We start from the raw sequence: 23,408 nt of genomic DNA on the forward strand, positions 1-23,408 counted from the left end.
ACGTCATGATCAACAAGACAGCTAAAAATATCAAAAGATTGAGACGAGCGGAACGAGTTAGATACAAACTCCGCTCTACATCGGAAAGACCTCGGTTGGTTTTCAACAAAACAAACCGTTACCTCACTGCACAAATCATTGATGATGCAAAAGGTGTAACGCTTGTTTATGCAACCACTTTAGGGAAAGATTTTCCGAAACATGAAAATTCTAAGAAGAGTAAATCGGCTGCGACCGAACTCGGTAAAGTAGTCGCTGAAAAAGCGAAAAAAGCAGGGGTTTCCCAAGTGGTACTCGACAGATCTGGAATGGTTTACCATGGAAAGATCGCTGCTTTTGCTGATTCTGCCCGCGAAGGTGGATTGGAGTTCTAAATGATGTTAGAAGAAGAAACAAAAGAATTTACTGAGAAGGTCGTAAAAATCGACCGAGTTGCCAAGGTAGTGAAGGGGGGACGTCGTTTCTCCTTCAACGCTCTATCCGTTGTTGGTGACTCTAAAGGAAAAGTAGGAATTGGATTTGGAAAAGCAAATGAAGTTCCAGATGCCATCCGAAAGTCCATTGAATCGGCAAAAAAGAATTTAAAATCCATTCACTATATCGGTCATACCGTTCCTCACGATGTTGTGGGACAGTTCAAATCCGCTCGAGTGATTTTGAAGCCAGCTTCTCCGGGAACGGGGATCATCGCTGGAGCTTCTGTTCGATCCGTTTTGGAAAGAGCAGGAATCCAAGATGTTTTAACAAAATCATGGGGATCTTCAAACCCGATGAACATTGTGAAGGCGACTATGGATGCATTACAACAGTTGGAAACTCCGTCTATGGCGGTAAAACGACGTGGTGTTAGCCTCAAACATTTGTTTGGGCAAGATCTATAAAAGGTAACTGATTATGGAAGAAGTGATCGTAACGCAAGAAAGAAGTTCTATTGGTATCATCCCGATACACAAAAAAACCCTAATTGCACTCGGCCTTAAAAAGAAAGGTCAATCCAAAAAACACAAAATGACTCCCCAATTGAAAGGGATGTTACGACAAGTAGGTTACTTGTTGAAAGTGGAAAAGGTATAATTGTATGGCACAAGATAGAATTGAACAAGGTCGTGGATTTGGGGCAAAACGCCCAAAAAAATCCACATCCCTCGGCAACAAAAACTTGGTTCCGGTTCCGGAAGGTGCAAAAACTTCTCCGAAACGTGTGGGTCAAGGTCCAGGATCCGGAATGGGAAAAACTTCCACTCGTGGTTCCAAAGGACAAAGAGCTCGTGCAGCTTCGATGAGACGTGGATTCGAGGGGGGACAGCTTCCTCTTCACAGACGTTTGCCAAAACGTGGTTTTACCAATATTTTCTCTCTAGAATACCAACCAGTAAACTTGATCTCTTTAACTAAAGCAGGTCTTTCTGGGGAAGTAACTCCTGCGATTCTCAAAGCCAAGTCTTTGATTAAGTCTGAAGTTGGACCAATCAAATTACTCGGAACTGGAGAAGTGACTGTTGCCATCACCATTACAGTAGATGCTTTTTCTGCCTCTGCAAAAGAGAAAATTGAAAAAGCAGGTGGAAAAGTCATCATTAGAGAAAAGAAAAAAGAAGAGAAAAAAAACTAGATAACCTATGTTTCAAACCATCGCTAACATCTTTCGAATCCCGGAATTAAGATCTAAAATCCTATTTACGATAGGTATGTTGTTACTTTTCAGAATGGGAACTCACGTGACTATTCCAGGAATCAACAGTTTGATTGTAACGGGCATTACTGCCGATCCGAGTGAAGGTTTCCTCGGAATGGTGGATTTGTTTGCTGGTGGTGCACTTTTAAAATTTTCTATTTTTGCACTAGGGATTATGCCTTATATCTCTTCTTCGATCATTATGCAACTTGTGATGGTTCTCATTCCAAGTTTGCAAAAAATGCAAAAAGAAGGGGAAGAGGGTAGAAAGAAGATCCAACAGTACACTAAGTACGGAACTCTCATCCTTTGTGCGATCCAGTCTCTTGCTGTGATCCAACTTGCAAATTCTTGGTCGACTGGATCGGGAACAGCGCAAGCAAAATACCCAGGGCTTATCAACCCATCAGTCGAAGGATACTTTTTACCAATTGCGATGTTATCCATCACTACGGGAACGGTTCTTCTTATTTGGCTCGGGGAACAAATCACAGAACGTGGGATCGGTAACGGAATCTCTCTCATTATCTTTGCCGGTATCATTGGTCGTATGCCAGAAGCACTCATTGCGATGTTTACTTCTGATACCTCAGATGCTCTTAGCATTCTTATCCTTATCATTATCTTTATTGTTCTTATTTCACTTACGGTGATTTTAACCCAAGGGGTGCGCCGGGTTCCGTTAAATTACGGAAAACAAATGGTGGGAAGAAAGATGGTTCAGGCTCGTAGCCAATCCATTCCTTTCAAAGTGAACAGTGCCAATGTAATGCCAATTATCTTTGCATCTTCACTGATTCTTTTCCCACAAACAATTGTTCAGTGGTTATCCTCTAAGGGTGGTCAGTGGGCAGGTTGGGCAGTGATTATGGACTATTTTAATCCATTTTCACAAATTTGGTACCATGCCCTTTTCTATTATGTGATTTATACATCTTTAATCATCTTCTTTGCTTATTTTTATACGGCGATTCAGTTCAACCCACAAGAGTTAGCTGATAACCTAAAAAAATACGGTGGGTTCATTCCGGGAGTTCGTCCTGGTAGCCAAACAAAAGATATGATCGAGAAAATCTTGAATCGAATCACCCTTCCGGGTGCTCTTTTCCTTGCTGGTCTTGCTCTTGCTCCGTATCTCATCATCAAGTTTTTAAACCTCGGTTCTAACACCGGTGGGGGAACTTTGGTGTATACTTTCGGAGGAACTTCACTTCTCATTATGGTGGGTGTGGCACTCGAAACTTTGAAACAAATCGAAGCCCAACTCCTGATGAGAAATTACGAAGGATTCATGAAGAAGACTAAAATCAAGGGAAGAGTGTAACGAATGAAGAGACTCATATTTATGGGGCCCCCAGGCGCTGGAAAAGGGACCCAAGCTGACATCATCAAAGAGAAATACCAAATTCCACAGATCTCTACCGGAGACATCCTCCGCGCTGCCGTAAAAAACGGAACCCCTATGGGGATAGAAGCAAAAAAATATATGGACGCTGGAGACCTTGTTCCAGATGCTGTCGTTATAGGCATAATTCGCGACCGATTGGTCGAAGCTGATTGTGCAAATGGATTCATACTGGATGGATTTCCTAGGACGGTGGAGCAAGCAAAGGCTCTCTCGGAAATCCTCAAAGAGCTCCGCATGGAACTCGACTCCGTTGTCAACCTAGACGTTCCTGACGAAGAACTCGTCAAACGGTTGCTAGGTAGAGCGATCAAAGAAGGACGCTCGGATGACAACGAAGAGACCATCAAAAACCGTCTGCATACTTACAACACCAAGACGTTGCCCCTAATAGACTTTTATAAAGGCTCTGGGATCCTTCGGCAAATCAATGGTTTGGGAAGTATGGAAGAAATCACTAACACTATTTTAAAATCGATCCAGTAGGAGATAGACCCTGGCTAAGGAAGAAGCAATAACTATTGACGGAACCGTTTTAGAACCGTTACCGAACGCTATGTTCCGCGTGGAACTAGAGAATGGTCACAAAGTTCTAGCACATATTTCGGGAAAAATGCGTATGCATTATATCCGTATTTTACCCGGCGATAAAGTTACTGTAGAACTTTCTCCTTATGACCTAACCAAGGGCCGAATCACTTACAGAAAGAAATAGGGAACAATAATGAAAGTTAGAGCATCAGTAAAAAAAATCTGTCCAGAGTGCAAAGTCATTCGCAGAAAAGGTGTAATCCGAGTGATTTGCACGAACCCAAAACACAAACAAAGGCAAAGATAGAAAGATATGGCACGTATCGCGGGTGTTGATTTACCATCAAACAAAAGAATATTGATCGGTCTTACATACGTATTTGGTATTGGTAAGACGTCCTCTCAAAATATCCTGAAAAAAGCAGGAATTGACGAATCTATCCGGGTGAAGGACCTTTCGGACGAACAAGAAGCCGCGATCCGACGAGTCATTGAAGAATCATACCAGGTAGAAGGGGATCTTCGTTCCGAAGTCAACCTAAACATCAAACGATTGATGGACGTAGGTTGTTATAGAGGTTTCCGCCATAGACGTGGACTTCCTGTTAACGGACAAAGAACAAGAACCAACGCAAGAACTCGCAAGGGTGTCAAGAAAACTGTAGCTAACAAGAAAAAGGCTACTAAGTAGAGGACGAGTCCATGGCTGAAAAAGACGCAAAGAATAAAAAAGATACCAAAAAGGTTAAGAAAAAAGAAAAGAAGAACGTTCCACGGGGTAAGGTTTATATCCAAGCTTCGTTTAACAATACAATCGTGTCCATTACGGATATGGCTGGAAACGTTCTATCTTGGTCCTCGTCTGGAATGATGGGATTTCGTGGATCCAAAAAATCCACTCCGTATGCTGCACAAGTTGCCGCTACCAATGCAGCTGAAAAAGCAATCGAAGCTGCTGGCCTTTCCGAAGTAGATGTAATGGTTTCAGGTCCAGGAATTGGACGTGAGTCTGCCATTCGTTCTTTAACTACGAAAGGAATTTCAATCAAACTCATTAAAGACGTAACTCCGCTCCCGCACAATGGGTGCCGACCACGAAAAAGAAGAAGGGTGTAGGAATTAGATTATGGCACGTTACCGAGGTCCAGTTGTTAAATTGATGAGAAGAGAGGGACTTAACCTCTTTCTCAAAAATAGTCATACTTTACATAAAGAAAAATCTTCCCTAGAAAAGAGAAAGTACCCACCAGGTCTTCCTCCTAAGAAAAAAGGAAAGATTACGGAATACGGAGCTCAGCTTCGTGAAAAACAAAAAGTAAAACGCGCATACGGTGTTTTAGAAAAACAATTCCGTAGATACTTCGAAGAAGCATCCCACACTCCAGGGATTCCTGGTGAGAACTTACTCCAATTCCTCGAAAGACGATTGGATAACGTTCTTTATCGTATGGGTTTTGCAGTCACTAGAAGACAAGCTCGTAACTTTGTGGCTCACAGACATATCCTTGTGAATGGTCACCGAGTGGATATTTGTTCTTATCGTGTGAATGTTGGTGATAAAATCGAAATCCGTGAGAAGTTCCAAAAATCCACGTTTATCGAAGAAAATATCAAACTTGCTCAAGCAATCAATCGTACTGCTTCTTGGGTTAGTGTGGATTATACCAAGTTCTCCGGAGAAGTGACTTCACTTCCAACAAGAGAGCATATTGATATTCCTGTGAAAGAACAGGTAATCGTAGAGTTGTACTCGAAGTAAGAATTTAGAGAAGAAGGATACGACATTGTCTCCAAAGAATTTATTAAAAGGTTTTAAAAGACCCAAAAAAATCGAATTCACTACCGATGTGAATACTCCAAACTACGGTAAGTTTGTTGCAGAACCTTTCGAAAGAGGAATTGGTACTACGATCGGTAACTCGCTTCGTCGTACGCTCATGTCTTCTATCGAAGGTGCAGCAATTTCCGCGATTCGGATTGAAGGAGTCTCTCACGAGTTCTCTTATATTGAAGGTGTAGCAGAAGACGTAACTCGTATCATTCTTAACTTAAAACAAGTTCGAATCAAATACGAGCCTGAAGACAAAGAAGCAAGCAAAGTAATCCACCTAGAACTAAAAGGTGCAGGTTACTTCCGTGCAGCTGATTTGGCTGTTGATTCTTCTATTGAAATCATGAACCCAGACCTTCATATTGCCACTCTCAATGAGGATGCCAATTTGATTATGGATTTGGAAATCCAAAGAGGACGTGGTTACGTTCCTGCGGAAGACAAAAAGAAAGACATCGAAGTTTTGGGAACTATCCCTATCGATTCTATTTTTTCACCAATCCAAAAAGTATTGTTTGAAGTATCGGAAACTCGTGTTGCACAACGTTCTGATTACGAAAAACTCACTATGGAAGTTTGGACTGACGGTTCTGTTTCTCCTGAAGATGCAGTAGCGCAAGCAGCAAAGATCCTAAAAGACCACCTAACTGTTTTCATTAACTTTGAAGAAGAAATTGAAGAAGAAGAAGAAGAGTTGGATGAAGCTGACGAAAAACTAAAAGCAGCTTTATCTAAACATGTAGAAGAATTAGAACTATCTGTTCGTTCGACTAACGTTCTTCGTAGTTTGGAAATCGACTTCATTGGTGAACTCGTTAAGAGATCAGAAGACGAAATGACTAAATCAAAACATTTCAGCGAACAAAGTTTACAAGAGTTGAAAGCAAAACTTTCCTCTATGGGACTTTCGTTCGGTATGAGAGATTTTTAAGATGAATAAACGTAATAAAGTTAAACAACTCAACAGATCCGCGGATCATAGAAAAGCTATGATTCAAAATATGGTAATCTCTTTGCTTCGTCACGAAAGAATTGAATCTTCTGTTGCGAAGTTAAAAGTGGCTCGTTCTTACGCAGAACGAATCATCACTAGAGCAAAACGCAATTTAGATGCTAACTTAGCAAATCTTGATGAACAAAAGAAAAATGCAGCAATCCTGCACAATACACGATATCTTTATAGCCATCTTGGTGACCAAGAAATCGTAACTAAACTTTTGAAAGACCTTGCGAATCGTTACGCTGAAAGAGTGGGTGGGTATACAAGAATCATCCGTTTGGTAAACCGTCCTTCTGACAACACTGCCATGGGAATTTTGGAACTTGTAGATCGCAAAACGCAAGATGAGTTAAAAGCAGAAGTGCGAGCGAAACGCGAAGAAAAGAAACCGGCAAAAAAGGAAGAAAAACCTAAAAAACCTAAAAAAGAAAAAGCAGCTGCGAAATAAGCGAAAACTTTTTCTCTAATTAGAGACGAGAAGCCTACTCAACTCCGAGTAGGCTTTTTTTTTATTGCATTCGTTTTGTATTCTGATCAAATACTACATTCCAAACGAATGTCTTCCTCCCTTTCCATATCCGATTCTATTTGGCATACGGCCTTTAGTTCTAGTCCCATAGGGATGGCACTCACCGATATGCAGACTGGGCTGTACGTAGACGTAAATGACGTATACTGTAATTGGCTTGGTCGGACGAAAGAGGAGGTAATTGGTAAATCCACTCTTGATTTAGGGATTTATTCCAATGCAAATGACCGCGAATTCATTTTAGAAGGACTAAGGAAGGACGGTTTTATCCTCAACAAGGAAGTGCCCCTCATTACGAAAACAGGTGCGACCGTTGTCATCCTGTTTAGTGGTCGTATTGTGGAAAATGGAAAGTATCTATTATCAGCCGGACAAAACATCACAGCGTTAAAAGAAAAAGAAAATCTAGCTCATGCATTACAAAACGAACTCGTCATTAGCAAAGAACTATTTGAAAGTGTCTTTCGCCTCAACCCAGCAGCCGTTAGCCTTTCCAATGCAGAAACTGGGAAATACGATGATATCAATGAAGCCTATTGCCGGTTGATTGGTTACGACCGCGATGAAATCATTGGAAAAACCTCCCATGAATTAAATATTTGGATCACCAAACTAGACCGGGCCAGACTTCTAGCAGAGGTTCAAAAAAAAGGTTGGAGTACCGGGATGGAGGCAAGTGTTCGTACCAAAACAGGAGAAATTCGTCATGTGGTTTCTGGGAATACAATCCTCAATAATCACGGAAGGCCCACCTTACTTGCTATTTTGATTGATATTACAGAATCAAAACAAAATAAAGAAGCACTTGAATTTGCTGTCAAAGAAAGGACGAAAGAACTCAATCGGATTTTAGAAGATCTCCAAAAAACCCAAGACCAACTAATCCTATCTGAAAAGATGGCAACCTTAGGTCAGTTAGTTGCTAGTGTCGCCCATGAAATCAACAATCCACTTGCCGCCATTTCTGCTTTTAGCGAACAAATTTATAATCGTATGGGAAATTTCGGAAACCGTTTGTCCCAGATTAAAGAATGTTTTGCAAAGTATTCGGAAGAGGAAGTGGGTGAGGTTGTGGCTTGGGTTGTCGATTTATTCAAAGTCAAACCGAAGTCGTATGCATTTGCCGAGGCTCGTAAGGCTAAAAAAAATTTAGAAGGGATCTTTGTTCGACTCGGTATTGAACCAGCATATGATTTGGCAGATCGAATCGTTGATCTTGGAGTTCCTGATTTTTTCCTTGAAAACCAAGGTTTTTTGCCTCGATTTAAATCGTCCACTTTACTCGAGTTAGTTCTTTCTGAACTCAACACTCTCCGTAGTATTGAATCCATTCGTTTGGCAGTGGAAAGAACTTCCAAAATTGTTTATAGTTTAAAGAATTACGGAAGATTTGATAAAAATGAAGCAAAATCGGAAATCAATGTTGTGGATACCATTGAAACAGTTCTGACTTTGTATCAAAGCAAAATGAAGTCAGGTGTCGATTGTATTCGTTTGTACAATGTGAGTCCTTTGATTGCTGGTTATCCTGATGAACTCATTCAAATTTGGACCAATCTGATTTATAATGCCTTACAAGCCATGGCTTTCAAAGGAAAACTTACCATCCAGGTAGATGAATTAGAAAAGGAAGTTATGGTTCAAATTAAAGACAACGGCCCAGGGATTCCCGTTGCCATCCAAAAAAGAATTTTTGAACCTTTTTATACGACGAAAGAAAAGGGGGAAGGGTCTGGGCTTGGCCTCGGGATTGTGAAACAATCTGTGGAAGAAAGACACCATGGCCGGATCCAGTTTCACTCAGAACCCGGCAATACTGTATTTGAAGTGATTCTTCCTAAATCCTAGCCAGTTGCATCTGCAGTTTTTCTGCAACCAAATCAAACTCTTCGTTTTGGATGACAGTCCTGTAGGCCGCTGTGACTATAGGATGCCTTTTTTCATCTAATTGGATGAGATTTGGTAATACCTTTAATCCATAAAATCCATTGGTGATCTTTTCAGGTCTTGTGCCATTGGCTAAATCATAACCATACTTTCTATCCCGCGTATCAGATCCAAAACAAGCCAACATAAAGTCTGTCATTCCAGAAAGGCCATTGAAGGTGGTTGGATCCCCCCCGAGTAACACTCCAATGGAAACCATTTCATTGAAGAAACGATTGCTCAAATGGAATAAAGTGTTGTCTACGTTCCCACCTAACTCTCGTTTGAAATATCCTTCCACAAGTCCCATTGCGAGAGCATAAATCGTTTTTAAAGCTCCTCCAAGTTGTACACCTTTTGTATCTCTAGAATTGATAGCGGGTCTTGTGAATACATAGTTGTTGGCGAGAAGTTCCTGGAGTTTTGGAATGAGGGAATCTTCAAAAGCTGAAATTTCAAATCCGGAAATTTTTCTTTCCATAATTTGGTCTGGGTAACAAGCACCGGATACGACTGCCAACCTTTCCCTTTCAATGAGCAAAAGTTCATTTAAGTCCTCTAAAATGAGTCCTTTTTTTGATCCCGTAAATCCTTTGATGACATTCACCATAGGAGATTTGTTTTTTTGAAGATAGGTTCTGATTTTTGAATAAATTCCATCAAATTCCCAAGGATTTGTTCCTTGGATGAACAGTGTGGCGGACTCCATTACTTCCGGTTTGTCAGAAAATTCAATGTTTGGTGGAAGTTTGTAAATTGGGTAATGGACAATATCACGTCTTTCTTCGTTACTTTGTTTTACAATTTCGGAATCGGGAGTGTAGATAGTAACTTTGACATTCTTATTTGCCATCACACAAGCAAATGCCACTGACATGTTGGACGATCCGATGATGACAACATGTTCTTCTGGTTTTTTAGGAATAGGGATGAGTTGGTTTGTTTCCCTTACGTCCCCTTTATAAAGGTTACGATAGGTTCCATGTTTGTGTTTGTTTAGATTGCTACCTACAAGAAGTGCTAAGTTATCAATGATAAACTGCTTTTTGTCACCAGTCCCTGGAAAAGAAATTTGTTCAATGTGTTTGGGGAATGTTTCCATTTCCTTTTTGGTGAGTTCACCAACAAGCACTGGTTTGCCGATCACAAGTTTTCCGACAGCTTGGTTAAAAAGTAAACCTTCGATAGGAAGAATTTTTTCTGTTCCTTCTAGTGAGATAGGAAGGATCACTTTGTTGGCAACATAATGGTACACTGTGTCCACAAAAGGCATAAGCCTTCCATCGCGAGACCTCGTTCCTTCAGGGAAAATAGAGATTACCTTTCCATCAGATTGTAGTTTCTGCGAATTACGAAAGGCTCGCATATTGATTTTGGTCATTACATCCGATAACGATGGGTTGTCGGCCATATCCTTTTTGGAACAGACGAGAAGGGTTCCAAACATATAGAGTCCCAGGCGAGTGAAGTCTGGTTCGAAGGCAAGGCGTCCTGCGATAAAAACCAGTGATTCTGCAATTTTCCTCCCTTCTGGCCCAGAATTGTAAAGAAGAGTAAAGATGGCAGGGGCATCCAAATGGCTTAGGTGGTTTGAGATTAAAGTGACTGGATATTTGCCGATGACTCCATCTAAAAGTTTGAGGTTTTCTGTTCCCTCTACTTTGAATTTTTTCATGATGGGATCGAGAAATTTTAACATAAAGTCGCGAGGTTCGGGACGTATGTCTGTGAAAACTCCTATCTCTTCCAAACGTTCTGGTTCTTGGAAGATATCCATTACCTTTGGTTTTGGCGTACTTTGCGAAAGGACTAAAAACTCTTCTAAAATGGACTTTGCTTCGGACTCGGTAAGTCCCGATTTTACAAATAGGTGGATGTTCTCAAAAAATTCTTTATGCCAGCGTCCCAAAGTGGCTTCTTTTTCTGTCATGTATGCCTCTAAACCGACATTAAATTACTGAAAATTTTCGATTTGTCTATTCGATTTTTACAATTGATTGCGTAAATCCAGGATTTCTCTAAACTGACTTCTTGGGTGATCGAGATCCCGGTATGAATCAAAAACACAAAGCAATTTCCTCGGAACAAAAATGGATTCCGGATGGATTTCATTTTTTAGGCCCCGAAGAAAGCAAAAACCGGCGGATTTTACTACAAACATTTTCAGAGCTCTTTGAAAGAGAAGGGTATGCTGAAATCAATTTACCTTCCTTTGATTATTCTAATTCATTTCGTACTCATTTAGACCACGGTGTGGAGAGTTTACTTGTCTCTAAAGATTGGGATGGAAATGAAATTTCGCCAGGCGTTGACCTAACACTACAAGTAGTGAAGGGAATGGCAGCGCGTTCTCATTGGGAAGAAAACCAAAATGTATTTTACTTTGCTCGTAAGATTCGTGACCACAAAAAACGAAATGCGTCCCGGCGTGAAATTCTGCAAATCGGTGTGGAGTCGCTCGGAAAAAGTGATACAAACCAAATCTTATCTCAAATCCAAATTTTAAATAAACTTTGGCAAAAATCGGCACCCAAGGTTTCTTTTACCATTGTTTTTGGACATTCTGCTTTTTTTCGTTCCGTTTTAAAAATTCTTGGTTGGAGCGAGGAACAAACAAAGGTTCTACGCCAACTTTTATATACCAAAAACTTACCTGAACTTGTTTCCCTTGCCGCTAGAGAAAATACTTCCGAGCCACATATGGAAATGATCCAACTTTTGCTCAAAGCGATCCCAGTCAGTGAAATGCCAAAGTTTCAAGAATCTTTGCGAAAGATCTTAAATCCTAAGGAATGGGAAATCTTAAAAGGGGATTTGGAATTGATCACTGCTTTTTTTGCGGAAGTGAGTCAAGCTTTAAGAGGGATTCCTTGTATTTGGGATCCATCCTTACTAAGAGATCTATCTTATTACACTGGGTTTATGTTTCAGGGTTATGTAGAAGGTGATCCAGAGCCGGTTTTTGCCGGTGGTGTTTATAACGAATTGTATGAAAGTTTTACGGGAATTAAGAAGGATGCCTGTGGTTTTGCCCTGCATCTTGATTCCATAGAAGAAATTGTAAATAAGGTGAAATGAGGGAATTATGCCTGCAAATTTAGTTGTCGGAGCACAATGGGGTGATGAAGGAAAGGCTAAGGTAATTGATTACCTTTCCAAAGATACAGATATCATTGTAAGATACCAAGGTGGAGCAAACGCCGGTCATACGGTAGTTGTCGGTGGAAAAAAATATATTTTCCATTTAGTCCCATCGGGCATTATTTATGATAATACGACTTGTGTGATTGGAAACGGCGTGGTTTTGGATCCAGAGTATTTTTTAAAGGAATGCGCTGATTTAGAATCTCATGGATTTAAAGTGAAGGAAAAGGTGCTCATCAGTGATTCTTGCCATATCCTTCTACCTTACCATCGTTTGATTGATGAAGCAAGGGAAGCAGGATCCTCTCCTGAAAGAAAGATTGGAACCACAAAAAAAGGAATCGGGATGTGTTACGCAGACAAAATGCTTCGTAACGGGGTACGTGCCGGAGACCTTTTAGACAAAGACCTTCTCAAACGAAAACTCACTCATATTTTAGAAGTCAAAAACCAAGAACTAGTCAAATACTATGACTTAGAGCCAGTCAATATCACTGAAATGTATGATTTCCTTTTGGACTTCGCTGACAAAATGGGAAAAAACATTGTGAACACAGTGTACTACCTAAACTCCGAATTACAAAAAGGAAAACGTGTTCTTCTAGAAGGAGCACAAGGGACAGGACTTGATATTGATTTTGGAACTTATCCTTATGTGACAAGCTCGAACCCTACGACTGGTGGGGCCTTGGCTGGATCAGGTGTGAGTTTCAGATACTTACAAGATGTGATTGGGATTACAAAAGCCTATGCTACCCGAGTGGGAGAAGGGCCTTTCCCATCTGAAATTTTGGGAGAAGCCGGGGACGTCTTGCGTAAGTTAGGTGGTGAGTATGGTTCTACCACGGGAAGACCTAGACGATGTGGTTGGTTTGATGTTCAAATGATCAAACATGCGGTAACAGTCAACGGGATCAATTCCCTTGTTTTGACCAAAATTGATGTGCTCAGTCATTATGATTCTATCCCTGTGGTAGTTGGGTATGAACTCAAAGGTAAAAAATTAGATTTTTTTCCATCCCAAGGATTAGAAGACGTCAAACCGTTGTTTGCTGAGTTTAAAGGATGGAAGGATGATATTTCTGGAATCAATTCTTTCTCTAAGTTACCAGCACTATGCCAGTCGTACATTAAGTCCTTACAGGAACTAGTGAATACTAAGATTGGAATTGTTTCGACAGGACCTGATCGTGAACACACTATCATCATGGACTAAAAAAATAAGAAACTCCGGATCTTTTTTTTAAGTAGTTGTTGACCGAGAAAGGTGGTTCGATATTCTTGGCTACAGAACGAGTCGTTAGCTCAGCTGGTAGAGCAATTCCCTTTTAAGGAATGGGTCCGGGGTTCGAATCCCCGACGACTCAAATATAGAGTTCCTGAAACTCTTAAACACGTTCTTCACACGGTGCCATCGTCTAATGGTTAGGACACAAGGTTTTCATCCTTGCAATCGGGGTTCAATTCCCCGTGGCACTACCAAATACCAAACAAACCTCCTTCAAATAACAAACCTCCTTCAAATAACAAACATCGCAAACTTGCCTTTGGTAATCTGCATTACATTTTTCAATAATCCCTACGCGCGTTAAATAAAAGTCGTATAACAATGGATCTGTGGGGTTTATCTGCTTAAAAAATTCTTTTATCAAATAAGCATCCTTCACTCCAAAACTTTTACGGTTTGTAATTCCTAGAATTTGAATTAATTTTTGGATATGAACATCCAAGGGGAAGGGGATCTGGTTCGGTTTGATTCTTTGATAGATTCCAAAGTCGGGATAGATGGATCTCACCATCCAACGTAAAAAAAGTGATAATCTTTTTTTGGGAGACTTGGATGTTGATTTTCCAATTAGAAATTGTAATCCGTAAGAGAGAGTTTTTTTGCCACTTGTTTTTTTCAGTTCCTCTTCCCAAAAACTTTGAAACCTTTGGATGGACTTTGTTTCCTCAAAAACTTCTTTTGAATCTAGAAAATACGATTCTAAGAGAGGGGATGTTCTTTCCTTCTCAGCAATCACCCTTGCCAATGTTTGAAAGAAGATTTGGTTGTCTTTTTTCGTTTGGAATCTATAAACATTTAAGCCAGAGAGAAAGGATTGAAACTTTAAATCTTGGGCCAATAAGGTTTGGTAGGGGGATTTTCCAAGGTTTAGAAAGATTGGTTTTAGAAAACCTTGTATGCTTTTTACATTCCCATAAGCATACAAACAGGAAATGAAAGAAACTACTTCAATATCGAGAGGATCTTGGTATTGTTTAGGAAAACAAATGGGATCTGTTTCTAAATAACTTAGATTTTGATACTTCTTTTTTAGATCTTCTAACTTAGTATGGAGAAGGTATAAATCAATCGGCATTCTTCATGGCAACGTATGTTCTAGAAGTCAGTTTCCTTCCAATTTTTTCTTCCATAAATTGGCTTGCTGAAACCAGAGAGTCCAATTGGATTCCCGTTTGGTATCCTTCTCTTTGTAAAAAATAAACTAAGTCCTCAGTCGCAACGTTACCAGCGGCTCCTTTGGCATAAGGACATCCACCCAGGCCTCCCGCAGAACTATCAAAACTACGGATACCCATACCAAGCGCTTGTTTGGTGTTGGCTATTGCCATTCCATATGTATCGTGGAAATGTCCTGCCAAATATGTTTTCGGAATTTTTTTCAAAAGGACTTCCAGTAGAGTTTCTACTTCTGAGGGAACTGCCACTCCTATGGTTTCTCCAAGTGAAATTTCATAAACACCGGCATCTAGCAGACGTTCTGCGATTTCTAGTGTTTTTTCCGGTTTGATTTTTCCTTCGTAAGGACAAGCCACAACTGTAGAAATATATCCCCGCACTTGGATTCCATCTGTTTTTGCTTGGGTAAAGATGGGTTTGAAAAAATCCAAACTTTCTTCGATGGACATATTGATATTTTTTTTGGTAAAGGTTTCGGATGTGGCGGTGAAAACGGCAACTTCCTGGAAGCCGGCATCTTTTGCTCCTTCGTACCCTTTGGCATTCGGAGTGAGTGAAGAAAATTTGACTTTGTTTTGGAACTTAGGAAGGATGAGTGCGGAAAGTTCAGAAGCATCCCCCATTTGAGGAATTCGGTCTTTCCGAACAAAGGAAGTGAGTTCTATATGTTTTACTCCGGTTTCTACTAGACGAGATACGAATTCAAATTTATCCTGAGTGGAGAGAATGGTTTTTTCGTTTTGCAGTCCATCTCTTGGTCCTACTTCTGTGATTTTAACTAGTTCCAATTCCCAAATCTCCTTACTCTTTAGTCTCCCTTGGGAAAAAAGAAACGCAATGATTTTATGGAGTGAATCGAATGTTTGCTCTTAAAAATATTACTGTCAAAGTGAATGGAAGAATCCTTTTAAATCAAATCAATCTAACGGCAGATACAAATCAAATTACGGGCCTCATTGGAAAGTCTGGTTCTGGAAAATCCACTTTGTTTCGGTTGGCACTGGGCCTTTTGAGTCCTACAGAGGGATATGAATGGAGTGGTTCTATCGATTGGAAAGGTACTCCCTTATCCAAAAAACAAAATCCAAATCTCCAACCCGTATTTCAAGATCCTCATGGTAGTTTTTCTCCGTTTGGTTCCATGAAAGATTTACTCCTCGAACCAATTCGGATTAAAAATGGATATTTTTTAAGTGATGAAATCAAAAAGAAAGAAACCTTAAAGATCGAATCTTTTTGTAAAAGGTTTGATTTAGGTTTAGATTTATTAAATAAAACCAAGCAAGAGTTAAGTGGTGGTCAATTACAACGTTTTGCTATTTTAAGATCTCTACTGACAAACCCTGAATATTTACTTCTGGATGAACCAGTGACAGCACTCGATGTCCTCGTTCAAAAAAAAATTGCCGAGGAACTCAAACAAATCAACCAGATCAATCGTTTAGGTATGTTCTTTGTTTCTCATGATTTAGGATTTTTGTCCTTTATGTGTGACGAGATTTATGTTTTGGATGGGGGTGAGATTGTGGAAGCGGGCAAACCAAAGGAAATTCTAATAAATCCAAAATCCGGTTTGTTACAAAGTTTGGTAGCTGCTAGAAATCACTCGTTTGGAGGAGTTGTTTCCTCTTCTGAATCATCTAACTGAGTCCGTTTAGCTTCAGCAAACTTTTTTGCAATGTCTCGCCTTCTTGTTATCACTTTGGAAGAGACGGTGGCAAAGAAGGGATCGTTTGTAAAACTTAACATCTTTGTGTATTCTTCTTCTGCTGTTTCATAGTCTGTGACTTTGGATGCAGTTTCCGCAAAATAATAATGGAATTTTTTATCGTAAGGTTTTGGTTTCCCTTCTGCTGTGGTGAGAGTGGTGCGATTGAAAATTTTATAAGCTATATGGAAATTTCCTTTTTCCATTTCAAGCCTGGCGAATCCCAATTTAACATTTGGACTTTCTTCTTCTATCTTCAGAGCTTTATTCAAATAGAGAAGGGCACGGTTTTTGAGTCCTGTCGCGAGATAATGATCCGCAAGACGGATAAGAGCTTCTGTATCATAGGGATTTTTTTCCACAGCCAATTTGTAATTCATAATCGCATAATATACTTGCCTTGTGATCTCAGATAGAATTGCGATATGTAAGTAAGTTTTAAAATACTCGGGCATCTCTGCTTTGGCGTATTCAAATTCAACTAGTGCCTTTTCATACTTCATTTCCAAAGAATACAGGCGTCCTAAGTTGTATCGGAAAGGAAAAAATTGAGGATCAAACCTGACGCCGGCTTCCAAACGTTTGATGACTTCATTCCTGGTATTTGGTTTTCCGTTCAAAAGAATTTCAATGGTATCGTTATTCCATTTTCCCGAATTGGTGATGGTTTCTGTGCCATAGGTAAAACTTCCGTTGGATTTGGGTGGTTCCCCTTGGAAGAGTTTTCCTCGTGCCAAAATAAAATCATCTTTTTGGTAGATAAAGGAACCGTTTGGAAAATCAGAGGTATCGAATTCTTGGTCTTTGCCCCACAGGATTTCCGGATATTCCTGATTCCCAATCAATTTTTGTCCCCAAATCAGACTGGGGATAAAAAACATAAGTGCGAGACTGAAGCTACGGAAGAACATGGTGTAGAATGAACCAAACACTTTTGGAAACAAAAGCGCTTAGTATAAGTGTCGGCGAAAAGGTCTTACTTAGAGAGATCAATCTTTCTTTTTTTGAGACAGGCCTTGTGGCAGTACTCGGAGAAAATGGAGCAGGGAAGTCGACTCTTTTAAAAGAGATTTACCACCATTCCCTTACTTCTCCGAAATGGAAGTGGAACCAAGGCAAAAAAAAATTGAGTTACCTCGGCCATGAGTTAGGATTTTACTCCTCACTTAGTTTAGAAGAAAATTTAGATTACTTTTCTAAGTTAGATGGGACAAAACCAGATCTAGAAAAAAGAAAAACTCTGTTAGAAGCCTTTCGTTTGCAAAAAAGAATTTGGGATCCCATTCATACATTCTCACGTGGAATGAAACAAAAGGTGGCTATCCTTCGTGTTTTACTTTCTTCTGCGGAAATGATATTATTTGATGAACCATATACAGGCCTTGATGCCGAATCATCAAAAATTTTGAGTGAACTTTTGAATTTGGAATCGAAATCCAGAATCATTCTAATTGTTCTCCATTCGGTTCCAAAAGAATTACAATGTACATCCCAATTACAAATTGAGAAGGGAGGAGTGATTGTTACTCACCTTACTTAAAAAAGAATTTTATCTGATTGGCAGATCGCTCGGAGGGATCGTTTCTCTTTTTACCTTAAGTGTTTCTGTGGTTTTTATTTTTTACACTTCCATCGAAGTAAACGAAATGTTGTCGGAAAGAAGCATTCGTGGAATCAAATGGGCGATTATATTTTTGCTGAATTTTGTGATCGTGAGCCAAAGCCTTTGGGAAGAACGTGAGTCCATGGGTTGGGAAGCCAGTCTTTCTTTTGTGAGTCCGATTTCGCTTTATTTGGCCAAGTCTCTTGCCATTTGGTTTTGTACGGTTTTAGTGAATGCGTCCCTTGTCCTTGTCCTTTCCGTATTCTTTCAAAACATGAGTGTCGACAGGTTCTTCGGAGAATGGCTTTTTGCCAATTTGGGAAGTGGGTGTTTGGTTTTCCTCGGAGTTTCACTCGGCCTCATAGCCTTTGAAAGCAGACTGAAAGAAATCATCATTCCGCTCTTACAACTTCCTTTTTCCATTCCACTTTTTCTTTTTGGGTTGGAGGCAGAAAATCGGTATTGGTTGGAGCCAGGGTTTTACCTACCTTCCGTGGGTTTACTTCTCTTTTTTATGTTATTTTATGCAACCCTTGGTTCAGTAATGATTGAGATTCTAAGGAATGAGCATTAGGGCCTTGTTTTCTCCTAGAATTTCTTTCTATCTCTGAAAATCTGGAAAAAAATGGAACGTAAGATTCGGATATTCCACCCTGCTTTCGACATCGGTTTTTATCTTGTTGTATGTACCTCACTTGTGTTTGCCGTTATCTTTTCGTTAGTGTATCCCAATGTCATTTTGGAACAGGGTTTAAGCCATAGAATTTTTTACTTACATGTTCCGGTCGCATGGGTCGCGTTATATGGCCCAGTTTTGTCCTTTTTATTCTCTTTGATATTTCTCTTTTCGAGAAATATGTTTTGGGACAGGCTTGCCTTCACTGCCAACCAACTGGCTTTTTTATTCGCTGTAGGTGTTTTGTTTTCTGGTCCCATTTGGGCTTATAGCGCTTGGGGAGTGCCTTGGGACAAAACGGACGCTAGGTTACAGTCTTTTTTCATTTTATGTATTTCCCTTGTGAGTTATTTTATTTTCCGGTACTTAGTTCCGGGAAAAACAAAAAAAGCCATTCTTTCCGCTTACCTTTCCGTTCTTTGTGCTGTGAGCGCCATCCTCACTTGGGGTGCCATTCGTTGGATTGAAAATCCAGGAAACCATCCGGGGAGTGTTTTGGGAAAAGGGGGAATGGATTCTGATATGAAACAAAGTATGTGGCTCGGGGTCATTGCCTTCCACTTCCTATTTCTTTTCCTTTTTCTTATTTCCAATCGCAGTGAAAAAATCCAAGATATCAGATCCAAACTGAAATCGGAACTGGATTAAACTATGCCAACAGAAGAAGCCATTCATACCATTCTGATTGTGGATGACGTTCCAGAAAATGTGGAACTCTTGAAATACCTTTTGCAACAAGAAGGGTTCAAAACCTATACTGCATACTCTGCGGAAGAAGCAAGGCTCGTTCTATTAAATACAGCCATCGATACACTTCTGTTAGATGTCAATATGCCAGTACAAGATGGATTTTCGTTTTGTCGGGAACTGCGAACTATGGACCAGTTCAAACTCCTTCCCATTCTTTTTATTACATCCATAGAAAGAGAAGTGGGATTTCAGGAAGCCATGAAAAATGGTGGAGATGATTTTATCAACAAACCCTTTAACAAAAGGGAACTTGTGGCAAAAATTCATTCGGTGATTCGTTTGAAGGATTTGCAGGACGAATTGTACACACAAAAAAGCAAATATGAAAAGGAACTCCAGACCGCAAGGAGAGTCCAAGACCAACTCATTCCAGAAAAAAGTTTTATTTGGAACGGAATCAAAGCCCAAACCTTATTCCATCCGTATTTACAAATTGGGGGAGACTTTGTCGACTCTTGGATTGAAGAAAAAAAACTCCATATCGTCATTGCGGATTGTTCGGGTCATGGACCAAGTGCTGCCCTCATTGGCGCCATGTTTAAAATGCAATTATTCAACTTAGTTCCTTCTATGGGCCTTCATGCCCGAGTAGAACACTTACGTAAAAACATGGAACTTGTCCTTCCTGAAGATTATGCCATTACTTTTTGTTATGCGATCCTTGATGGAGATTTAAAACTTTCTTATATCAATGGGGGTCATCCCGCACCCATTGTTTATATAGATGGAGAAACAAAATTTCTAAAAGGTATGAGTCCTATGATTATGGGGATCAACTTTACCGCCAACGATGAAGTACAAACCGTACAACTAAAGAACGGTTCTATGTTTTTTATGTATACGGACGGTGCCAGTGAAGCAATGAATTCCAAGTCTGAATACATAACCGAAGAGGGAATGAAAGAGATCTTTCATAAATCAGTTAAGTCAGGGGAAGATATTTTGTTATCAGTCCAAAATCAAATTTTAGAATTTTGTGGATCTTCCACTCCCAGTGATGATATGGCCATGGTGTGTATACAGTTATGATTCCTAGTCCCAGTTATAAAGGCAAAGTCAGAGATGTTTATGATTTAGGAGATTCGCTTCTCCTTGTAGCAACCGATCGAATTTCTGCATTTGATGTCGTATTTGAAGAACCGGTTTTGGATAAGGGAAAAATCCTGACTCGTATCTCCACCGCTTGGTTTCGTCATTTTCCAGAGATCCAAAATCATTTGATCACAGACGATGTGTCCAAATTTCCACCTCCGTTTCAAAAGGAAGAGTCTCTAAAAGGTCGTTCGGTTCTTGTCAAAAAAGCCAAACGAATTGATTTTGAATGTGTGGTTCGGGGTTATTTAACAGGCTCTGCATGGAAAGAATACAAAACGGATGGAACCATCGCCCACGTAAAATATCCCCAAGGAATCCTTGAGTCGTACAGGTTTGAAACTCCCATCTTCACACCGGCTAGAAAAAATGATTCCGGTCATGATGAAAATGTGAGTGAGTCCACAATGGAAGCCGAAGTGGGGAAAGAATTGTTTGCAGTGCTGAAAAACCTTTCTTTACAACTTTACAACAAAGCACACGACCTTATGGCAAAACAAGGGATCCTCCTTTGTGACACAAAATTTGAATTTGGACTCATTGACGGAAAACCCATCTTAATTGATGAAATCCTGACTCCGGATTCCTCTCGGTATTGGGACGGCTCCACTTACGAACTTGGCAAAACTCCCGCCAGTTTCGATAAACAAATCCTCCGGAATTGGCTCGAATCTACGGACTGGGACAAAAATCCTCCCGCTCCCGCTTTGCCCGAATCCTTGATCCTAGAACTACGTAAAAAATACTTGGAATTGGAAGATAAAATCACCCTATGTTTGTCGCAAAAATAAATGTTACCCTCAAAGAATCGGTTCTTGACCCCCAAGGCCAAACCGTTCTCCGCACCCTTCATGACCAAGGGAAAAATTTGATCTCTGACCTAAGAGTGGGGAAATACATTGAAATGAAAATAGATGCTAGTTCTCAAGCAGATGCGGAAATTTCAGCAAAAGAAATTTGTGAATCTTTACTTGTGAACCAAGTGATTGAAACTTACCGGTTGGTTGTGGAGAAAGTATGAAGGTAAGAGTGGTTACCTTTCCTGGATCCAATTGTGATAAGGATGTAGGATCCGTTCTCGAATCTGAATTTGGTGCCAAGGTCGATTACACTTGGTACAAAGAATCCTTTTCTGATACTCCTGACCTTGTGGTTTTACCAGGTGGATTTTCCTTTGGAGATTATTTACGATGTGGGGCAATGGCAAAGTTTTCAAATGCTATGGAATCCGTTGTCAAATACGCAAACCAAGGGGGAAAGGTATTAGGAGTTTGTAATGGATTTCAAATCCTTACAGAGTCGGGACTCCTTCCCGGTGCTTTACTTCATAACAGAACTTTAAAGTATATTTGTAAAGATGTAGATCTCATTCCTGTTTCCGAAAACAAAATTGCAAAGGGTATCAAAGGAACACTTTCTATTCCGATTGCTCATGGAGAAGGTGCATACTTTGCCGATGCAAATACCTTAGAACGATTAGAAAAAAATGGGCAAGTTGTCTTTCGTTACAAACAAAATCCCAACGGATCTTTAAATGATATCGCAGGAATTTGTAACGAAGCTGGAAACGTTCTAGGAATGATGCCCCATCCGGAACGAGCGATCAATCCATATACTGGAAAGATGGACGGAAAACAAATTTTAGAAGTTCTATTAAAAAAATAGAAATCTTTTTAACCTTTTCTTGCTTTTTCGTCCAATTGAATTACAAGGGAAGGTATGCGATTTCAAGAAGACTCTATTGATTGTGTAGACTTCATTCTAAAAAAAGATGAAGTTTTAACCATCATCTTAGGTGGGGGAAAAGGAACTCGTTTATTACCTCTTACAGAAAAAAGATCCAAACCAGCTGTGAGTTTTGGTGGAAAGTACCGCCTCATCGACATTCCTATTTCCAATTCTCTTAACAGTGGTTTTGAAAAGATATTTATCCTCACCCAGTTTAATTCTTACTCGCTCAATCGTCATATCAACAGGACTTACGCGACAAACAATATCCACCAAAAAAGTTTTGTAGAGATCATTGCTGCAGAACAAACGGTATCTAGTGCCAATTGGTTTGAAGGAACAGCCGATGCCGTAAGAAAGGTTCTCCCTTATATCCGAGAACAAAAACCCAAATACGTTCTTATCCTTTCTGGGGACCAACTTTACAATATGGATCTTTCTGACTTTATGCAGAGCCATCTAATGGATCCTGAAACAGAAATTTCTGTGGCAACCAATGCCATTCCTGAAGATCAAATTTACGGACTTGGGATCGTGAAAGCGGGAGTGGGTGGGTTCATCCAAGAGTTCATTGAAAAACCCCAAGACATCTCTCAAGTCGAATCCTGTCGGACAAAAAATGGGAACTTCCTTGCGAATATGGGGATTTATATTTTTAACACATCCACTCTCATTGATGTGTTGGAAGATCGGAATATGGCAGACTTTGGAAAGGAAATTTTACCAAAGGCGATCCGTGAAAGAAAGGTGAAAGCTTATACTTACGATGGTTATTGGGAAGACATTGGAACCATCAAAGCATTTTACGAAGCCAACTTGATGTTAACCGACCATATTCCTAAGTTCAATTTATACTTAGAAAAAACTCCTATCTACACAAGAGCACGAGCCCTTCCTCCATCTAAAATCATCCAAGCTGTGGTGAACCAAGCACTCATTTCAGAAGGTACTATCTTAAACCAATGTGAGGTGCACCGTTCCATCATTGGGGTTCGCCAACTCATTGCTTCCGGAACCAAAATCTACGACTCCATCATTATGGGTCTTGACCACTATGGTTATTTTGACAGGAAGTCAGGAAAGATTCCCATTGGGATTGGGCCTAACTGCGAAATACGACGGACAATTGTCGACAAAGACTGCGCCATCGGCGCCAACGTTCGGCTGTTAAACGAACAGAACCTCCAAGAATATGAGGATGAATATGTGCGGATCCGTGAAGGCATCATCGTGGTTCCGAGGCATACCGCAGTTCCGGATGGGTATACCATTTAAGTCAATTTGACACATTTATGTAAAATATAGGTCAATATTCCTTGGGATTGTCTCAGATTTAGGGATTTTGA

Annotated in this window: 29 protein-coding genes and 2 tRNA genes; 27 read left to right on the forward strand and 4 right to left on the reverse strand. The window is 40.1% G+C overall.

Annotated features, from left to right (window positions below; all coding sequences use genetic code 11):
- Positions 1 to 5 precede the first annotated feature (5 nt).
- The 14 genes from rplR to EHQ16_RS15400 all read left to right on the forward strand — a co-directional run bounded on the left by rplR (position 6) and on the right by EHQ16_RS15400 (position 8,819).
- The gene (gene rplR / locus EHQ16_RS15335; protein ID WP_100790758.1) at positions 6 to 374 is read left to right on the forward strand and encodes a 50S ribosomal protein L18; all 369 of its coding nucleotides are present in this window, start codon (positions 6 to 8) and stop codon (positions 372 to 374) included.
- 3 nt (positions 375 to 377) lie between these two features.
- Positions 378 to 881 carry a 30S ribosomal protein S5 gene (gene rpsE / locus EHQ16_RS15340; protein WP_002973816.1) on the forward strand — a complete coding sequence of 168 codons (504 nt, stop codon included), beginning with the start codon at positions 378 to 380 and terminating at the stop codon, positions 879 to 881.
- A gap of 13 nt (positions 882 to 894) precedes the next feature.
- Positions 895 to 1,074, forward strand: a complete 180-nt coding sequence (gene rpmD, locus EHQ16_RS15345) for a 50S ribosomal protein L30 (protein WP_100743117.1) — start codon at positions 895 to 897, stop codon at positions 1,072 to 1,074.
- Between the two features lie 4 nt (positions 1,075 to 1,078).
- On the forward strand, positions 1,079 to 1,612 hold the full coding sequence (gene rplO / locus EHQ16_RS15350; RefSeq protein WP_135632114.1) for a 50S ribosomal protein L15: 534 nt from the start codon (positions 1,079 to 1,081) through the stop codon (positions 1,610 to 1,612).
- Between the two features lie 7 nt (positions 1,613 to 1,619).
- Positions 1,620 to 2,999 carry a preprotein translocase subunit SecY gene (secY, locus tag EHQ16_RS15355; RefSeq protein ID WP_002974039.1) on the forward strand — a complete coding sequence of 460 codons (1,380 nt, stop codon included), beginning with the start codon at positions 1,620 to 1,622 and terminating at the stop codon, positions 2,997 to 2,999.
- A gap of 3 nt (positions 3,000 to 3,002) precedes the next feature.
- A complete protein-coding gene (locus EHQ16_RS15360; protein ID WP_004783833.1) occupies positions 3,003 to 3,566 on the forward strand; it encodes an adenylate kinase in 564 nt (187 codons plus the stop codon).
- A gap of 10 nt (positions 3,567 to 3,576) precedes the next feature.
- A complete protein-coding gene (gene infA / locus EHQ16_RS15365; protein WP_012476295.1) occupies positions 3,577 to 3,795 on the forward strand; it encodes a translation initiation factor IF-1 in 219 nt (72 codons plus the stop codon).
- Between the two features lie 9 nt (positions 3,796 to 3,804).
- Positions 3,805 to 3,918 carry a 50S ribosomal protein L36 gene (rpmJ, locus tag EHQ16_RS15370; protein ID WP_002974084.1) on the forward strand — a complete coding sequence of 38 codons (114 nt, stop codon included), beginning with the start codon at positions 3,805 to 3,807 and terminating at the stop codon, positions 3,916 to 3,918.
- A 6-nt stretch (positions 3,919 to 3,924) separates the two neighbouring features.
- Positions 3,925 to 4,302: a 30S ribosomal protein S13 gene (gene rpsM, locus EHQ16_RS15375; protein WP_100790756.1), complete on the forward strand. Its 378-nt coding sequence runs from the start codon at positions 3,925 to 3,927 to the stop codon at positions 4,300 to 4,302.
- 11 nt (positions 4,303 to 4,313) lie between these two features.
- Positions 4,314 to 4,727, forward strand: coding sequence for a 30S ribosomal protein S11 (gene rpsK / locus EHQ16_RS15380; protein WP_100743113.1), 414 nt, complete (start codon positions 4,314 to 4,316; stop codon positions 4,725 to 4,727).
- A 10-nt stretch (positions 4,728 to 4,737) separates the two neighbouring features.
- On the forward strand, positions 4,738 to 5,370 hold the full coding sequence (gene rpsD, locus EHQ16_RS15385; protein WP_135602925.1) for a 30S ribosomal protein S4: 633 nt from the start codon (positions 4,738 to 4,740) through the stop codon (positions 5,368 to 5,370).
- 25 nt (positions 5,371 to 5,395) lie between these two features.
- Positions 5,396 to 6,373: a DNA-directed RNA polymerase subunit alpha gene (locus EHQ16_RS15390; protein ID WP_002974165.1), complete on the forward strand. Its 978-nt coding sequence runs from the start codon at positions 5,396 to 5,398 to the stop codon at positions 6,371 to 6,373.
- Position 6,374: 1 nt separating this feature from the next.
- Entirely contained in the window at positions 6,375 to 6,890 is a 516-nt protein-coding gene (gene rplQ / locus EHQ16_RS15395; RefSeq protein ID WP_135632115.1) for a 50S ribosomal protein L17, read from the forward strand.
- 108 nt (positions 6,891 to 6,998) lie between these two features.
- Entirely contained in the window at positions 6,999 to 8,819 is a 1,821-nt protein-coding gene (locus tag EHQ16_RS15400) for a PAS domain-containing sensor histidine kinase (RefSeq protein WP_135632907.1), read from the forward strand.
- On the opposite strand, the gene EHQ16_RS15405 is transcribed toward EHQ16_RS15400, so the two are convergent.
- Positions 8,809 to 10,827 carry a 1-acyl-sn-glycerol-3-phosphate acyltransferase gene (locus tag EHQ16_RS15405; RefSeq protein ID WP_135632116.1) on the reverse strand — a complete coding sequence of 673 codons (2,019 nt, stop codon included), beginning with the start codon at positions 10,825 to 10,827 and terminating at the stop codon, positions 8,809 to 8,811. The two genes, EHQ16_RS15400 and EHQ16_RS15405, sit on opposite strands and share 11 nt — an antisense overlap.
- A gap of 122 nt (positions 10,828 to 10,949) precedes the next feature.
- Between EHQ16_RS15405 and EHQ16_RS15410 the strand changes: the two genes are divergently transcribed.
- The 4 genes from EHQ16_RS15410 (at position 10,950) to EHQ16_RS15425 (ending at position 13,523) form a co-directional block, all read left to right on the forward strand.
- Positions 10,950 to 11,975, forward strand: a complete 1,026-nt coding sequence (locus tag EHQ16_RS15410) for an ATP phosphoribosyltransferase regulatory subunit (protein WP_135632117.1) — start codon at positions 10,950 to 10,952, stop codon at positions 11,973 to 11,975.
- 7 nt (positions 11,976 to 11,982) lie between these two features.
- On the forward strand, positions 11,983 to 13,257 hold the full coding sequence (locus EHQ16_RS15415) for an adenylosuccinate synthase (protein ID WP_135632118.1): 1,275 nt from the start codon (positions 11,983 to 11,985) through the stop codon (positions 13,255 to 13,257).
- A 78-nt stretch (positions 13,258 to 13,335) separates the two neighbouring features.
- A tRNA-Lys gene (locus EHQ16_RS15420) sits at positions 13,336 to 13,408 on the forward strand.
- Positions 13,409 to 13,448: 40 nt separating this feature from the next.
- Positions 13,449 to 13,523, forward strand: a tRNA-Glu gene (locus tag EHQ16_RS15425).
- Here EHQ16_RS15425 and EHQ16_RS15430 read toward each other — a convergent pair.
- Positions 13,502 to 14,404, reverse strand: coding sequence for a TIGR02757 family protein (locus tag EHQ16_RS15430; protein ID WP_244242105.1), 903 nt, complete (start codon positions 14,402 to 14,404; stop codon positions 13,502 to 13,504). The two genes, EHQ16_RS15425 and EHQ16_RS15430, sit on opposite strands and share 22 nt — an antisense overlap.
- Positions 14,394 to 15,293 (reverse strand): hydroxymethylglutaryl-CoA lyase, encoded by a 900-nt coding sequence (locus tag EHQ16_RS15435; RefSeq protein ID WP_135632119.1) that lies wholly within the window; start codon positions 15,291 to 15,293, stop codon positions 14,394 to 14,396. Before EHQ16_RS15435 ends, EHQ16_RS15430 begins: the two co-directional genes overlap by 11 nt.
- Before the next feature lie 71 nt (positions 15,294 to 15,364).
- On the opposite strand from EHQ16_RS15435, the gene EHQ16_RS15440 reads away from it, so the two are divergent.
- Complete coding sequence (locus EHQ16_RS15440) at positions 15,365 to 16,153, forward strand: ABC transporter ATP-binding protein (protein ID WP_135632120.1); 789 nt, start codon at positions 15,365 to 15,367, stop codon at positions 16,151 to 16,153.
- Here the strand turns inward: EHQ16_RS15440 and EHQ16_RS15445 are convergent.
- Complete coding sequence (locus EHQ16_RS15445) at positions 16,108 to 17,124, reverse strand: tetratricopeptide repeat protein (protein WP_135632121.1); 1,017 nt, start codon at positions 17,122 to 17,124, stop codon at positions 16,108 to 16,110. The genes EHQ16_RS15440 and EHQ16_RS15445 overlap by 46 nt on opposite strands.
- 8 nt (positions 17,125 to 17,132) lie before the next feature.
- Between EHQ16_RS15445 and EHQ16_RS15450 the strand changes: the two genes are divergently transcribed.
- Genes EHQ16_RS15450 through EHQ16_RS15485 form a run of 8 tightly spaced genes read left to right on the forward strand, consistent with a single transcriptional unit; the run spans position 17,133 to position 23,337 of the window.
- Positions 17,133 to 17,753 carry an ABC transporter ATP-binding protein gene (locus EHQ16_RS15450; protein WP_135632122.1) on the forward strand — a complete coding sequence of 207 codons (621 nt, stop codon included), beginning with the start codon at positions 17,133 to 17,135 and terminating at the stop codon, positions 17,751 to 17,753.
- Positions 17,734 to 18,390, forward strand: coding sequence for a heme exporter protein CcmB (locus EHQ16_RS15455; RefSeq protein ID WP_135632123.1), 657 nt, complete (start codon positions 17,734 to 17,736; stop codon positions 18,388 to 18,390). The genes EHQ16_RS15450 and EHQ16_RS15455 overlap by 20 nt, the downstream gene beginning before the upstream one ends.
- A gap of 51 nt (positions 18,391 to 18,441) precedes the next feature.
- On the forward strand, positions 18,442 to 19,140 hold the full coding sequence (ccsA, locus tag EHQ16_RS15460) for a cytochrome c biogenesis protein CcsA (protein ID WP_135632124.1): 699 nt from the start codon (positions 18,442 to 18,444) through the stop codon (positions 19,138 to 19,140).
- A gap of 3 nt (positions 19,141 to 19,143) precedes the next feature.
- The gene (locus EHQ16_RS15465) at positions 19,144 to 20,271 is read left to right on the forward strand and encodes a PP2C family protein-serine/threonine phosphatase (RefSeq protein ID WP_135632125.1); all 1,128 of its coding nucleotides are present in this window, start codon (positions 19,144 to 19,146) and stop codon (positions 20,269 to 20,271) included.
- Positions 20,268 to 21,125 (forward strand): phosphoribosylaminoimidazolesuccinocarboxamide synthase, encoded by an 858-nt coding sequence (locus tag EHQ16_RS15470; protein ID WP_135632126.1) that lies wholly within the window; start codon positions 20,268 to 20,270, stop codon positions 21,123 to 21,125. The genes EHQ16_RS15465 and EHQ16_RS15470 overlap by 4 nt, the downstream gene beginning before the upstream one ends.
- Positions 21,107 to 21,355: a phosphoribosylformylglycinamidine synthase subunit PurS gene (purS, locus tag EHQ16_RS15475; protein WP_135632127.1), complete on the forward strand. Its 249-nt coding sequence runs from the start codon at positions 21,107 to 21,109 to the stop codon at positions 21,353 to 21,355. The genes EHQ16_RS15470 and purS overlap by 19 nt, the downstream gene beginning before the upstream one ends.
- Complete coding sequence (gene purQ / locus EHQ16_RS15480; protein WP_135632128.1) at positions 21,352 to 21,999, forward strand: phosphoribosylformylglycinamidine synthase subunit PurQ; 648 nt, start codon at positions 21,352 to 21,354, stop codon at positions 21,997 to 21,999. The genes purS and purQ overlap by 4 nt, the downstream gene beginning before the upstream one ends.
- Positions 22,000 to 22,053: 54 nt before the next feature.
- Positions 22,054 to 23,337 carry a sugar phosphate nucleotidyltransferase gene (locus EHQ16_RS15485; RefSeq protein WP_135632129.1) on the forward strand — a complete coding sequence of 428 codons (1,284 nt, stop codon included), beginning with the start codon at positions 22,054 to 22,056 and terminating at the stop codon, positions 23,335 to 23,337.
- Positions 23,338 to 23,408: the final 71 nt, after the last annotated feature.

It is taken from the genome of Leptospira kanakyensis, from assembly GCF_004769235.1.
Taxonomy (GTDB): domain Bacteria; phylum Spirochaetota; class Leptospiria; order Leptospirales; family Leptospiraceae; genus Leptospira_A; species Leptospira_A kanakyensis.